The sequence below is a fragment of the Shewanella atlantica genome, assembly GCF_003966265.1.
Lineage (GTDB): Bacteria > Pseudomonadota > Gammaproteobacteria > Enterobacterales > Shewanellaceae > Shewanella > Shewanella atlantica.
The window spans coordinates 180,891-194,987 of sequence record NZ_RXNV01000002.1; the positions used below are offsets into that span (position 1 = coordinate 180,891).

13 protein-coding genes are annotated in these 14,097 nt (G+C 43.1%); 6 read left to right on the forward strand and 7 right to left on the reverse strand.

Annotation, left to right across the window (positions count from 1 at the left end):
• Positions 1-32: 32 nt before the first annotated feature.
• From EKG39_RS06065 to bepA, 4 genes are all read right to left on the reverse strand, one after another.
• Positions 33-1,970: a hypothetical protein gene (locus EKG39_RS06065; RefSeq protein WP_126504861.1), complete on the reverse strand. Its 1,938-nt coding sequence runs from the start codon at positions 1,968-1,970 to the stop codon at positions 33-35.
• A gap of 182 nt (positions 1,971-2,152) precedes the next feature.
• A complete protein-coding gene (locus tag EKG39_RS06070) occupies positions 2,153-2,524 on the reverse strand; it encodes a DUF2069 domain-containing protein (RefSeq protein ID WP_126504862.1) in 372 nt (123 codons plus the stop codon).
• A 14-nt stretch (positions 2,525-2,538) separates the two neighbouring features.
• Positions 2,539-2,889 (reverse strand): arsenate reductase (glutaredoxin), encoded by a 351-nt coding sequence (gene arsC / locus EKG39_RS06075; RefSeq protein ID WP_126504863.1) that lies wholly within the window; start codon positions 2,887-2,889, stop codon positions 2,539-2,541.
• Positions 2,890-3,193: 304 nt separating this feature from the next.
• Complete coding sequence (gene bepA, locus EKG39_RS06080; RefSeq protein WP_126504864.1) at positions 3,194-4,654, reverse strand: beta-barrel assembly-enhancing protease; 1,461 nt, start codon at positions 4,652-4,654, stop codon at positions 3,194-3,196.
• A 326-nt stretch (positions 4,655-4,980) separates the two neighbouring features.
• Between bepA and EKG39_RS06085 the strand changes: the two genes are divergently transcribed.
• The gene (locus EKG39_RS06085) at positions 4,981-5,202 is read left to right on the forward strand and encodes a sulfurtransferase TusA family protein (protein ID WP_126504865.1); all 222 of its coding nucleotides are present in this window, start codon (positions 4,981-4,983) and stop codon (positions 5,200-5,202) included.
• Positions 5,203-5,232: 30 nt separating this feature from the next.
• A complete protein-coding gene (locus EKG39_RS06090; protein WP_126504866.1) occupies positions 5,233-6,318 on the forward strand; it encodes an AI-2E family transporter in 1,086 nt (361 codons plus the stop codon).
• 135 nt (positions 6,319-6,453) lie between these two features.
• Here EKG39_RS06090 and EKG39_RS06095 read toward each other — a convergent pair whose 3' ends face one another.
• Positions 6,454-7,341 (reverse strand): LysR family transcriptional regulator ArgP, encoded by an 888-nt coding sequence (locus EKG39_RS06095; RefSeq protein WP_126504867.1) that lies wholly within the window; start codon positions 7,339-7,341, stop codon positions 6,454-6,456.
• Positions 7,342-7,472: 131 nt separating this feature from the next.
• Here EKG39_RS06095 and EKG39_RS06100 point away from each other — a divergent pair, with 131 nt between their 5' ends.
• A complete protein-coding gene (locus tag EKG39_RS06100) occupies positions 7,473-8,081 on the forward strand; it encodes a LysE/ArgO family amino acid transporter (protein WP_126504868.1) in 609 nt (202 codons plus the stop codon).
• Positions 8,082-8,213: 132 nt separating this feature from the next.
• Here the strand turns inward: EKG39_RS06100 and bcp are convergent, their stop codons facing one another.
• Together bcp and EKG39_RS06110 are read right to left on the reverse strand one after the other, a co-directional pair.
• A complete protein-coding gene (bcp, locus tag EKG39_RS06105) occupies positions 8,214-8,684 on the reverse strand; it encodes a thioredoxin-dependent thiol peroxidase (protein WP_126504869.1) in 471 nt (156 codons plus the stop codon).
• Positions 8,685-8,706: 22 nt separating this feature from the next.
• A complete protein-coding gene (locus tag EKG39_RS06110; protein ID WP_126504870.1) occupies positions 8,707-9,246 on the reverse strand; it encodes a glycine cleavage system transcriptional repressor in 540 nt (179 codons plus the stop codon).
• A 298-nt stretch (positions 9,247-9,544) separates the two neighbouring features.
• Here EKG39_RS06110 and dapA point away from each other — a divergent pair, with 298 nt between their 5' ends.
• From dapA to EKG39_RS06125, 3 genes are all read left to right on the forward strand, one after another.
• A complete protein-coding gene (gene dapA / locus EKG39_RS06115) occupies positions 9,545-10,429 on the forward strand; it encodes a 4-hydroxy-tetrahydrodipicolinate synthase (protein ID WP_126504871.1) in 885 nt (294 codons plus the stop codon).
• Between the two features lie 3 nt (positions 10,430-10,432).
• The gene (gene bamC / locus EKG39_RS06120) at positions 10,433-11,554 is read left to right on the forward strand and encodes an outer membrane protein assembly factor BamC (RefSeq protein WP_126504872.1); all 1,122 of its coding nucleotides are present in this window, start codon (positions 10,433-10,435) and stop codon (positions 11,552-11,554) included.
• 167 nt (positions 11,555-11,721) lie between these two features.
• Positions 11,722-14,088 (forward strand): EAL domain-containing protein, encoded by a 2,367-nt coding sequence (locus EKG39_RS06125; protein ID WP_126504873.1) that lies wholly within the window; start codon positions 11,722-11,724, stop codon positions 14,086-14,088.
• Positions 14,089-14,097 lie beyond the last annotated feature (9 nt).

Sequence of the window (14,097 nt, forward strand, 5' to 3'; positions counted from 1 at the left end):
TTGAGACTTTCAGTTGAGCTTCGTTTTAGCCATTATCTCTCGTTATCAGTTGTCTTATGTCTGTCGCCGCTAACTCTGAGTTCCGGTATCACTCTCAGCGGTTGATTATCGTTCGGTGCCTGTCTTGAGTGTCGCTCAGACTCTGATGACAGTGATAGAACCGGTGAAATTGTTAAGTTATCTAGCCATGACAAACCTTGGGTCATCTCGATAGGATCAGGAAGCGCCTCAACTAAAGGATCACCATCGAGTTCAGGTAATATTTCATCAATCACAAATGCTGCTCTGGCTTGGATCGTATCCTCAGCTATTCGACCTCTCTGCCCCCAATCAACAAGAATGTTACTTGCGGTAGGGCTATTCGGTCTATCCGTTATCCCGACATCACGTAAGATCCCATACCTATGACTCATCATCGCCTCTTCAAACAGCATCGCCGTATCTTCACGCTTAGTTGAATAAGCGTAATAATCTGTCGCCCTGTCTGTTGAGAAGAATTGTGTAATATCCGCAGGCATGTAGGCTTTCTGAATCGCCGTAGCCGAATGACCACGAAAGCTGACATTAGCCAGAGATGTGAGCTCATCACTGTACAGTGGATATTGAGCTGTGACCCGATCCGACACTAATTCACCTGCTTGGGATCTTCTATTGTAATGTTCGAGTAAGGTGCCGCCTTCGATGGTATCGTGTACAGAACGCGGAAAGAAATCATTTGCATGGCCGAGTTCATGATAAAGGAGTGATGAAAGCTCCGGGGCCAATTCTGCCATGGTCCGATCGGCACGGTTTTCTCGTGGCACACTGTAAGAGACATATTGGTTATTCTTGACATAGCGCCAAGGCATAATAAATTTTAACTCATTACCGAATAGGGTTCGGTAGTCAGCGGCCTCATTGATGACGTCACGTTCCTGGGCAAGTAACCAAAGATCATTTGGATCCAGATAGATAGCCCCGGTTAAGGCCCAATAGAAAGAGGGGCGAATATCGTAACTAATCACGACTGCCGTTACCGATTGCAATAGTCTGGAAAAGTCACTATCAGGATCCATTTCATTCAGAAAAGCCTCAAAATTTTCCCCCATCCATTGATGAGAAACCAGTAATCGGTCTAAGATTTTATCTCTCTCAGATAGTGCTTGTATCTGTCCAATCAATGGTAACTGCTCGATGCTACAAGGTGCGGTTAGCTGGTTAGAGTAAACACATGCTTTAAGGCTTTCGGCATACGGGCTGCCGCCTTTGTAGGGATGGGTTCTGGCTATCGGTTTATCAAAATACTCAGAGGTGATAACTTTTTCATGGGTAATCAGCGCGGTGACATCTGAAGATGTTTGAATTCCTGCAATAGTGGCGGTCGCTCTAAGCCGGCTTATAGTATCAGTGTTTACCTCTGGCGCAATGAATTGCGGGCTTTCGATGTTACTGGTATCGAGATCAAGATCCGGGCCCGCGGCGATACACCAGCTTAAGTCAGATGGGATCTGATCATTGACTCTATCGACTCTGAAGCTAACGTTATTTCCCTCTACGACCTGATGATCCGAGCGAACATTTAACCTATTTACCCGCCCATCCGAAATAGTTAATTCAATATCTTGCTCTAATGAAATCTCAATGCCGCTAACGGTCACAGAGAAAGTATAACTCCCCGGCTTTGTTGCCTGAAACGCTAAAACAGGGCTCTTTATCGATTTTAAAATAAGAGCCGGGCCTGTTAACTGTTGCCAGTTAAAGTTTAAGCCGTCGCTATCCTGGTTGTTTATTCTTGCGATGATGGCTGCCGACTGATTAATCTGATATTCCTGCTCAACTAAAAACTCTAAATCTGATTCAGTTTCTACACTTGTGAACTGTGATGGCTGTTCACAACGGGGAAGGGCAGGTATGGAGTCCTTGCTATCAGAGCCACCACAGGCTGATAAGGATAATATACTGACTAATATGATTGTTTTTACAGTATTCATTTCAGATATATCCTTCGAATTATTATTGTGTTACACCGATTGGTATTGGCTCATCAAAATATAGCACCTAGTTTGGAGTTCTTAAAGTGAAGATATTGTATCCATTAAAAGGGCGGGCGGAGTATGAATTTCTTAATGAAAAAAAGCGCCCTGAGGCGCTTTTTTGTTTGGTACTATTTTTTCTACTTCTTTCTCTTTTTTAATCCCAGGCCTAATTCACGACCTCGAATACGAGCGTAAAAAGGGAATCCAATCAGTAGTGCACCCAGTAGCATGACTTCAGTGAGGGCAAAAATCAGATGTTTGTCAGTCACATAGAGTAAAGTTAACCCATGTAGCATATATAAACAGATGATGAAACTTCCCCAAGCATAGGTATAAGGTTTGCCGGTTAATACGCCTTTTAGCGGAAGCAGCAGTGGAATGATCCACAGCGCAGTGAACACGGGAGAGTATTCGCCCGTTACCCCTTTATTGATGAACCAGGCACTTAATAGAATGACCAGAGTCATATAACCTGCCCGGCATAATTGAAACAAGGTGTTAGAGCTCATTAGCTTACCTTAACTTATAATATTGAAAGCACGTTTTCAGGTGGTCGGCCAATGGCGGCTTTGTCATTGGCGAGCACTATTGGACGCTCCAGCAATTTTGGTGTCTGGATTATAGCCTGGATAAGTTGTGCTTCTGTGAGATCAATATCTGCTAATCCTTGCTCTTTATATTCGGTTTCTTTGGTGCGCATCAATTCGCGGGCACTGATATTAAGCTTTGCCAATAAGCCTTCGATTTCACTTCTGACTAATGGCGATTTCAGGTACTCCACAACTTGAATTTGACAGCCTTGCTCTTGTAGTAACGCCAGAGTCTGACGGCTTTTTGAACAGCGTGGATTGTGGATGATAGTAACTTGAGTCATTGGGTATACATCTTCATGTGAAATTTGTCGCTATCATACTTCAAAAGGTGAGCAAAGTCACAAAAACCTCCCTAGGGAAATCACTGATAGTTGTATTTTTATTGTGTCTTTCTAGAGGGTTATCACAACTTGTCTTGAATGTAGAACGTTTTAAAAAATTCAGCTGGATAGCAGCTTAACTGACGAGCAGGAAAAAGTAGTTGGTATAGTCCAGCCTGGTTATTTAAGTTCTTATGCTAAGGTGGTTAGCAACCAACTGCCCGAACCGACGAAAACATCAGTTCGGGTAGCTGGTGGAGTATGATTATTTTAACTCTTCTAAGGCTCTGTTTGACTGCTTGAATTGACGGATTCTGGCTTCAATTCTTGCGAGCTGAAGTGGATTGTCGGCAGATAATTTATAAGCAAAGTTTAACTGGTCGATGGCCCCTTTATAGTCTGCACCCAAGGCCATGGATTCAGCATTAACAAAATGTTCCATCGCCTTATTTCCCGTCTTTTTATAGGCATCTCTGAGTAAAAATAGCGGGAGTTGATTTTGTTTATCAAGAAAAATCATATCCTCTAACAGAGGTATGGCTTTAGTTGGTTGATCCGACTCAATATAAACATTTGCCAAATTGGTATTGACCACTTGCGAGGTGGGCTTTAGTTTTCTCTGGGTTTCCAGCAATGCAATAGCATCATCATTGGCTTGTCTTTGTACCAGCAGATCTGTCTTAGTATCTATGTAGAATAAATTATTTTTATCTTCTTTAATCAGCTTATCTATGATGCTTTCAGCTTCATCGAAACGCTCGGCTCTAAATAGCGCTAAGGCTTTCCCATATAGCGCGGCATTTTTAAATGCGTAGCTGCGCTTTTTTAGTTGGGTGTCAAACAATGCTAATGCGGCTTCTTCGCTGTAACTTGAAAATCTAACCTGAATACGGGCCTTCGCCAGTTGAAAGTCGATATTATCGGGGATGTATCTGTGAGGATATTGAGTCGCTCGGTTTCTTGCCTCAGTGATACGGGACTCCGGAAGCGGGTGAGTCAACAGCATTTGCGGAGGCTTAGTCGTAAAGCGGTAACGGGTGGCCAGCTTAGCAAAAAAGTCAGCAGCACCATTTGGGTCAAAACCTGCATCGACTAAAATTTGCATCCCGATCCTGTCGGCTTCTTTCTCGTGCAGGCGGGTGTAGTTTATCTTGGCTTGTGTCGCCAATGCCTGTGTCGTTGCTAACGCCGCCATGCCAGCCTGAGGTGATGCTATAGTCAATAAAATCGCACCTAACATGCTTACCATGGTTGCGGTTGAACTTTTCTCTTGTGCTTCTAATGAGCGTGCTAAATGTCGTTGAGTTACGTGAGTTATTTCATGGCCTAATACTGATGCTATCTGACTTTCGTTGTCGGCATTGAGAAATAAACCTGTGTGAACGCCCACGTGGCCGCCGAAGAAAGCGAACGCGTTGATCTCATCGTTTCTTAACAGAAAGAAGTAGAAGGGGGTTTTCACACCAGTAGCATGAGCGACGAGCTTATTGCCTAACTCAGTAAGGTATTGATTCAGGACCGGGTCATTGAGTACAGGAGCCGATGAACGGATAACCCGCATATAGGCGTCACCATATACCGTCTCTTTCTCGAGACTAAAGGTATTAACGGCGGCGGTTCCAAGATCAGGGAGGTCGTTATTAGCTAGACTCAAAGGCGCGGTTGCACATAAAATAAGTGACAATGCACCTGCGAGAAGAGATTTTGGCGAAGTAATTTTACTCAAACTGATCCTTAAATTAGGGCTATGTTGTCCTAAGAAGACAAGCTAAAAATGTTCTGCAGCATTTTGATTTTACCCGCAGAGTAAGTCTTAATCCATATTTGTTTTAGTATGAGGTACACAGTGAAACAAATGTAAACCTGCGCTCGCTAACTCACTATATCAAGCACTAAGCTATAGTTGAAAGCCTGTTTTAATTAACACTTTTTTATGAAACAGTTTAAAACACGGTTTTGTTTCATCCATATCTCTTACTATCTTATGGCATAACTTGTGGTTTGCCGTGCAACTCAGGATAATGACGTAGGTTTATTCATAGTATGAATATTATGGTCTCTATCGATTTAACGGCAATACGTTGTCCATTAGCTTTAGTTAAAGTAAAACTCGCATTAAAACAACTTGAAGATGGAGAGGTACTCAGTGTCTCTTTATCTGACATTGGGTCCAGGCAGGATGTTCCCCGTTTTTTAAAAAAAGTCGGATATCGGTATTCTGAGGTGTGTAATGATGAGAATATGCTAACAATAAAAATATCTAATCTTCGTTAGAACTAGAATGCAAAACTTCAGGAATCTTGAATGTTAAATTTATTAACTACTTGGTATAAAGAGCGATTTAGCGATCCTCAGGCGGTAACCTTAGTTTTTATATTGATGGGGATTGCCCTGGCAATTTACTTTGCTGGTGGCTTGTTGGCACCATTATTGGTGGCATTAGTGTTGGCCTTTTTACTCGAGTGGCCGGTTGCACAGATGATAAAGGTTGGAATGAACCGGACTACTGCAGCCTCGGCGGTACTGGTCTTGTTTATTGGCACTATGTTGCTGATCACCTTCGGTCTGGTTCCCAGTATTTGGAAGCAGGGTGTTGCATTAATCACCGATCTGCCAACTATGCTGGATAAGGGACTTCATACGGCCCAGAGTTATGTGAATCAGTATCCCCAGTTTGTTAACCCTGATCAGCTAGATAGTATGGTGAGTGAGCTCAAGAAGATGCTTGATACTCAGCATCTGCTCGACATCGGTAAGCAGATAATTGGCTATTCGGCTTCTTTACTCGTATTGATGGTGTACGCAATTTTGGTTCCTTTACTGGTATTTTTCTTTCTAAAAGATAAAGATGAGCTTATAAAGGGCAGTAAGCGGTTTATTCCGACTAACCGGGAACTTGCTCGTAAAGTTTGGTATGAGATGCATCAGCAGATCTTTAACTATATTCGGGGGAAGGTGATAGAGATCGTTATTATTGGTGGCGTGAGTTATATTTTCTTTGCCATCATGGATCTCAGATATGCCGCACTGCTTGGCGTGCTGACTGGATTTTCAGTGCTGATCCCTTATGTAGGCGCGACGTTAGTGACTCTACCCATAGCGCTGGTGGCATTTTTCCAGTGGGGGATAAGTCCTGAATTTGGTTATCTGATGTTAGGGTACGGTATTATTCAAGCCTTGGATGGTAACTTACTGGTTCCACTTCTCTTTTCTGATGCGGTCGATCTTCACCCGGTGTTTATTATCGCTGCAGTACTTATCTTCGGTGGTTTATGGGGTGTATGGGGAGTCTTCTTCGCGATACCCTTGGCGTCACTGGTGAAGGCGGTGTTAAATGCCTGGCCGACGCCAAACTCTCAAACTAATGGCGTCGAAGTGAAAACCGAGTAGGTTGAACCTATGTGTGGTAAAAAAGGGGCTTAGCCCCTTTTTTGTTGACTCTAAATTCTTACTTTATACCGATTGGTATTACAGAGGTTATGTCGCTCTCTCAGCTATAAATTCTGTATATTCCTTACACTGTCATCAACAGAGGGACTGTTTCGCAGTTACCGCCAATGAACGATAGACTATGGTCGTTTGTTTGGCCTTAATATTCCAGTGTTGCCAATAGAGAGGCACACGCTTCCTTTTCCCCGGGGTTAACTCGACAAGCACGCCTTTTTCAAGTAAAGGTTCTGCTTGAAGGTGCCCGACCAATCCATACCCTAACCCCTGAATGATGGCATCGAGAAAGCTCTCAGATGAAGGGATTTTGTGTTCGCGCCAACTCCCCGGGGACATCTTAAAATATTTACTCAGGTATTTTTCATGCAACTTATCTTTGGTTGAAAAGACAACCGCAGGGGCCTTTTCGAGTGATGTTTGTGAAATATTGATTGGGAAGTACGCTTGGATAAATTCAGGCGTTGCAACGCACAGGTACTCCATTTCACCCAGGTATTCGCTGCTGCATCCCGCCAGAGGGGCTTGGGTGGTAGTGACGCAGCCTACAGCTTCTCCATTTTTCAACAGATTATGGGTATATGATTCATCATCGACAATCAATTCCAATAACCACTGATGGCGCTTAAATACTTCACAAAGCGCCGGAAGGAACCAGGTGGCCAGACTGTCGGCATTAACGGCAATTTTCACTATTGTAGGAAGTTTGGGGTTATCGGCGTCCATTTCTACACTTAACTCACTTTCCAGCAGCTGAACTTGTGAGTAGTGCCGCAGGAGCCTTTTACCCGTTGGCGTCGCCTCCACAGGGTTTGAGCGTATCACTAAGGCTTGTCCAACTCTCTCTTCGAGCTGTTTTATGCGCTGGGAAACGGCAGATTGAGTGATGCAAAGTACCTTAGCTGCACGATCAAACCCTCCTTCAGATATGACGATTGAAAGGGCGCGTAGATGTGTGTAATCGAGCAAATTAGCTTCTCCGAAAATAAATTACCCAGTATAAGTTTTACTTATACACCATAAAAAACATTAGTTATATTTATTTTTGTCGATTAGGTAAGCTTGCGATCAATTAGTAGTATGACGTTGGAACGAAACAGATGCAGGCATTTATTCAGGGTGTAGGAATTGGCGGAAGCCTTATTATGGCGGTGGGCGCACAAAATGCGTTTGTATTAAAGCAGGGGCTGAAGCGTTCGCACTCTTTACCCATTGCCGGACTGTGTTCATTGATCGATGCCTTAATGATAACGGCTGGTGTGGCAGGCCTGGGTCATTTGATTTTGGCCTTTCCATTGATTAAGGATATTGCCAGTATTGGTGGGGCGATCTTCTTGCTGGTTTATGGTGCAAAGGCTTTAAGGTCTTCGTTTAATGAGCAAACCATATCTCAAGGTGCGACGAAAGGGACTGAAACCCTTAAAGCTGCGGTGTTGACAACTTTGGGTATTAGTTTGCTCAACCCGCATCTGTATCTGGACACGGTTGTCTTGCTTGGTAGCATCAGTGCTCAGTTTGAAGGTGTTGACCGTCCTCTGTTTGGCGCAGGTGCCGTACTGGCATCGTTTGTGTGGTTTTTTAGTTTAAGTTTTGGTGCGAGATACTTAAGTCCATTATTTCAAAACCCTAAAGCCTGGAGCTATTTAGACAGGTTTATCTGCATGACTATGTGGACCATTGCGGCGGTCTTGTTATGGCCTTACTTGTAAGTTCTGTGGTCATTGATGGGAGCCTTTTTATAAGGGGCTGCTTATAGTCATATTATAGAAAGCCTTATCATAGAATGTCTTCATACAAAAATGCCCGCTATCGCGGGCATTTTTATGACTATTAAAATCTGTTTAAGCATCTTTCAGATGATTAAGAACTACGTCGTGATGTTCTTTCGTTTTAAATTTATTGAACACATGGCTGACTTTACCGTCTTGGCCGATCAAGAAGCTTAACCTATGGATACCGTCATAGATTTTTCCCATAAACTTCTTCTCTCCCCATACTCCGAATGCATCGGCAATGGCATGGTCTTCATCGCTTAGAATGGAAAAGTTCAGTTCCTGTTTCTCGGCAAAACGGCTGAGTTTTGGCACAGGATCAGGGCTAATGCCCAATACCGTCACATTCAACGTATTGAGCTCTTCTTTACTGTCCCTTAATCCACAGGCCTGGACTGTACACCCAGGAGTCGACGCTTTAGGGTAAAAATAAACGAGGACCGGTCCCTGCTCGAGGCATTGCGACAATGAGATAAGCTGGTCGTCTTGGTTTTTCAGCTCGAAAAGAGGGGCTGAGTCGCCCTTTATCAATGTGTTCATTATTATTCCTGTACGGTCTAGATTACTTTGATGTTATGCCTTGCATGCGTTTGATGGTGCAGTCTAACGCGACCTCATCGGCGAGTTCATTAATGCTGGTTTCTAATTTTTCCAGATCAACTTTCTCTGGTACGTTAATGGTGAGGAATACGTTTTGGGACGGGTCGCCTTGATCGTCTTCATCGGCATGAGATCTCACAGCTGCCAGATCAAGAGAGCGGTCGGCTAGGAATTGAGTGATCTTTTTCATGGTGCCGCGTTGGTTACTGCCGCTGAATGTGACTTCGAGTCTGGATATGTAATTTTGTGCAGTATGCTTCGAGGTTCGCTTCATCACTGTCATTAATTCGAGTTCGACACTGAGACTCGGAAGATTTGTTTCCATCTTAGTGATTGAAGCCCAAGAGCCGGATAGCATCATGATTAATGTGAATTCGTTACCAAATAAGGCCATTCGACTATCGACGATGTCGCAGTCACATTCACTTGCAAGTCTTGCAAATTTACTGACAATTCCCGGGTGATCGGTACCCAGCGCAGTAACAACAAGATGGTTGGACATGAATTCTCCTTATCAATTCGAATTATTAGAAAAAACGTAATAGGTAACACCACGTTTAATAACAGCCGCTAATGTTACCATAAGTTACGCAAGATGAGATCCCCATCTTATCCCTTGGTGTCTTCAAAATGTTAGGCTCTGTGGTCTGCATATTGAATCGGATTGGCTATGTCTGTCATTGAGAGTGTTGAATACTTTTCATAATGAAAAAGTCTTAACGCTAACCAAACGCTGAAATGCTTGTTTTTAGCGGTTAGCATCAGTACCATAGCGAATCCTGAATTCTTGGGGAAGTCACATGATAAACGGAAGCATCGTAGCCTTAATCACACCAATGAATAGTGATGGCTCAGTAGATTATAAAAGTCTTGAAAATTTAGTTGAGTACCATATTGCTGAAGGTACAGATGCCATCGTTGCCGTAGGCACCACAGGTGAGTCTGCTACTTTACCCATTCCTGAGCATATCGAAGTCGTATCTCAGACTGTGAAATTTGCCGCGGGTAGATTACCTGTAATTGGCGGAAATGGCGGAAATGCAACGGCCGAAGCTATAGAGTTAACCAAAGCCCAGTCAAAATTGGGGGTCGCCGCTATGTTGGGTGTGACTCCTTATTACAACAAACCTAGCCCTAAAGGGATCATCGCGCATTATAAAGCCGTTGCCGCGAGCACAGACATTCCTCAGATACTCTATAACGTACCGGGTCGTACTGCTGTCGATATGTTACCCGAGACGGTGGCTGAATTGGCTGAGGTGCCGAATATTATCGGTGTCAAAGAAGCGACCGGTGATGTGAGTCGTGTTAAACGCTTGCGTGAGCTGTGTGGAGATGATTTTCTTCTCTATAGCGGTGATGATGCCACAGCCAGAGAGTTTCTGACTCTTGGCGGCGATGGTGTTATATCCGTTGCGAATAATATAGTACCGAAACAGTTTAAAATGATGTGTGACGCTGCGTTAGCGGGTGATGTTCAGGCTGCGATGGCGGCCGAAGATTCAATTAAGGGGTTATTTAGTGCCCTGTTTTGCGAAGCGAACCCAATACCCGTGAAGTGGGCTGTTCATCGAATGGGGCTTATAAGTCAGGGCGCAATCCGTTTACCTTTAACGGAACTTTCTACTGAGTTTCATGGTCTGTTGTTAGATGCAATGAAAAATGCTCGAATTGAGGTTAAATAATAGATGTTAAAGCAAGTGACCCCTTTAGTTCTCATCGCTGCCGTAACGGCCTGTAGTTCACCGGTGGAACGCAGACAAGCGAACGGTGGGGACGAGTATACCAATGTGAAAGTGCAACCCGCTTTGATCATTCCGGAAGGATTAAATACTCCTACTTATAGTAAAGAGTATGATATTCCAAAGCTTAATCCGAAGGTCGATGATAAGTTTGTTGGTAAACTTTTGGATATCAGACCGCCATTGCAAGTGTTACCTATGGCGGAAGGGACTCATGTCGAAGAGAGCGGGGACAACATCAAGATCGTTGTCGAGTCCATCGATAATGATGTTGATCTGAAGCAAGAGCTTTACACCGTGCTGAAGAACTATTTGACGAGTCAGTCGATTTCCGTTCTCAGCGAAGATTATGACAAAGGATTAATTGAAACGGATTGGATTGAAAGCGAAGAAGTCATCGACTCTAGTCTTTGGGGCAGTGATGATATCTATCTACTTCGCCAACGCTATCAGTTTGAAGTGGATGTTCGTCCCCATGGACGCAGTGGTAACATAGTCATTAACTTGCTTGACCATGAAGAAAGTTTTGATGGTAAGCAGCAAGACATCATCTTGAGTGGCGAAGATAAACGCCGCTACACCATTGATATGTTGAACAATGCTGTTGCCTATATGAGTGTAAAACGGGCTCAGGCTATCAAGGCTAAACGTCTCAGAGAGAGCTTGGGTATCGACGTTAATGTCGTAAAAGGTGCGCTAGCAAGTGTTGAAGGTGAAGCGGCTGAACAGTCTTATTGGTTAGCCGATGCGCCGTTCCAACGTACCTGGGATCGCTTACGTATCGTATTACCGGAAATGGGCTTCGAAATTGTTGATATGGACAGCAATAAAGGCCTTTATTACATCGAGGTTAGCGATGATTCAGGTTTCTGGAGTTCACTATGGAGTGAAAAGCAACTCCCTGTTGAGGAAGGTTCTTATCGAATGTTGCTAAAAGAGGGAGACAGCGAAGATAAGACGCGGATCTACCTTCATGACTCAGAAGATAAGCCTCTAGATAACATTGTGGTCGAAGCCGTGTATGAAGGCTTCTCAGAGCTTATGCAGGAAGATCGAAAAGTTCGATAGTTGTTGCGCGCAATACAATCTTAAAGGAGGCTTATGCCTCCTTTTTTATATCTGTCTCATTAGCTCTCCTCAAATACTTCCCACGCTAACTGTAATTTTGCGCTGCTAACTGTTAAGTTGATCACATATATTCTTGCATTCAATTCGTTGCAACCACCGAGGTAAGAATGAAAGAAGAGTTAGCACTTGAAGATATCGAAGCAAAATATTTAGCTATTGTAAGCGAGTTTGCAATCGAGATGCTTTCTATCAATAAGGTTGAGAGTATTTTGTGGCATCTGGCTCATAATGTTGTATCTGAGCTGGGTTTTGAAGATGTCGTCGTTTATTTACTGGATGAAGAGAGACAGGTACTCTGTCAAAAAGCCTCATTTGGTAACAAGAATCCCCATCGTTACCAAATTCTGCACCCTATCGAGATCAAAGTTGGTGAGGGTGTAGTAGGTAAAGCGGCTGAAACTAGGACCCCTGTATTAATTGCAGATACCCGTCAGTACGCCGAATACATCATCGATGATGAATACCGATTATCAGAGTTAGCCGTTCCTATGATAGTCGATGGGAAAGTCATTGGCGTTATAGACTCGGAGCATCATCAGCAAGGCTTCTTTAACCACCAACATGAAAAAACACTCTTTGCTATTGCCTCGATTGCTGCAATCAAAATTGGTAAAAACCAAACCTTAAATAAGCTGCAGCATACAATCGAAGAGTTAGAGTACAGCAGTAAAATTCAAGATACTCTATTTGAGATTGCGGAATTGATCTTTGAAACGGACTCACTTAAGGAGTTCTATAAAAGATTGCATGGATGTATTGCCAGATTAACCTTCGCTAAGAATTTCTACATTGCCTTGATGACCGACGAAGGGACAACACTGACTCTGCCTTATTGTGTTGATGAGCAAGATGATGTTGAAGAGGATGAAGTTATTCCTCTCGATGCCGACAGGCCGAGTATCACCGGCTATGTGTTAAACAGTAATAAACCTTTGTTGATCTTCGAAGAGGAGATGGCTGAAAAAATCGCAGACAAACAGATGTATATTCGAGGATCATTACCCAAAGCATGGTTAGGCGTCCCTTTTGGAGATAATGATTTCAAAGGGATCGTTGTCGTTCAAAGTTATTCGGAAAGTTTTGTGTTTCAGGAAAAAGACAAACAACTGCTTACTTTTGTCGCTAAACATATTCGAAATGCCATTGAGCGAATGAATGCTAAATCTGAACTGGAGTTTTTGGCATTACACGATCCCTTGACCTTGTTACCCAATCGTATCTTGTTTGCCGACAGAGTAGAGCATGCATTGGATAATGTTAAAAGGGTGCCTGAAACGGGCTTAGCAATTTTATTTCTGGACTTGGATAGGTTTAAACAAGTGAACGATTGTTTTGGTCACCATATCGGGGATCAACTACTGCAACAAATTGCCCTGTTAATCGAAGCATGTTTAAAGCCCTGCGACACACTTTGTCGATTAGGTGGTGATGAGTTTGCCATTTTAATAGAAACAGGCAGTGGTAGTGAAGAGGTCGTGAAGGTTGCTGAGAAGATCATTGAACAAGTACGTAAGCCATTAACTATCGATGGTTCTCAAATCAGGACGTCAACCAGTATCGGTTGCTCCTTCTATCATGGTGAAGATATTTCAGCGAAAACATTGCTGATCCAGGCTGATGAAGCCATGTACCAAGCTAAGTTACTCGGTAGGGATCAGGTTTTTTACTATGAACCGGCAGAATCAGACACCTCCACATCAACATACAAGATTGAGAGAGAGTTCCTATCTGCTATAGAAAACCATGAGTTTTATCTTGAATTTCAGCCTATTATTCAATTGAGTTCCGGGGCTATCACGGCGGCTGAAGGTCTGGTTCGATGGGGGCATCCGGAGCAAGGTAAAATTGCGCCGAATACTTTTATTCCTGAACTTATCAAATCTGGTTACATGCATAAGCTAGATATTTATGTCGCACAGAAGGCTTTGGATTTTATCTTCATGTGGCGAAATCTGCTAGCTAAACCCTTCAGGTTAAACATTAATATCTCAGGTGCTGGTTTTAATTCACCGAATTTGATGGATGTTTTTAATAAGCAATTTGAGAAAGATCCATTAATACTACAACACTTGTGTTTGGAGATCACAGAGCAAACAATTGTGAGCAATGTTAATGATACTAAGCTAACAATAGATTCATTAAGGAAAATGGGGATACAGATTGCCTTAGATGACTTTGGTACAGGTTACTCATCGCTTAGCTATTTGCATCAATTTACTTTCGATAGTTTAAAGATAGACAGAGCGTTTATCAGTGATCTGGATGATGAAAAAGATAACCGTATCATCTTAGATACCATCATCAATTTAGCCAGGTCTCTCGATATAAAAACAGTGGCAGAGGGGATCGAAACATTAGAACAATACCAATATTTAAAGACGATGGACTGCGCCTGTGGTCAAGGGTTCTATATGTCCCGACCCATTGGCATGGAAAATTTAATTACATTACTAGAGGAGGGCATTCAGTTTTAAATGGTGTTT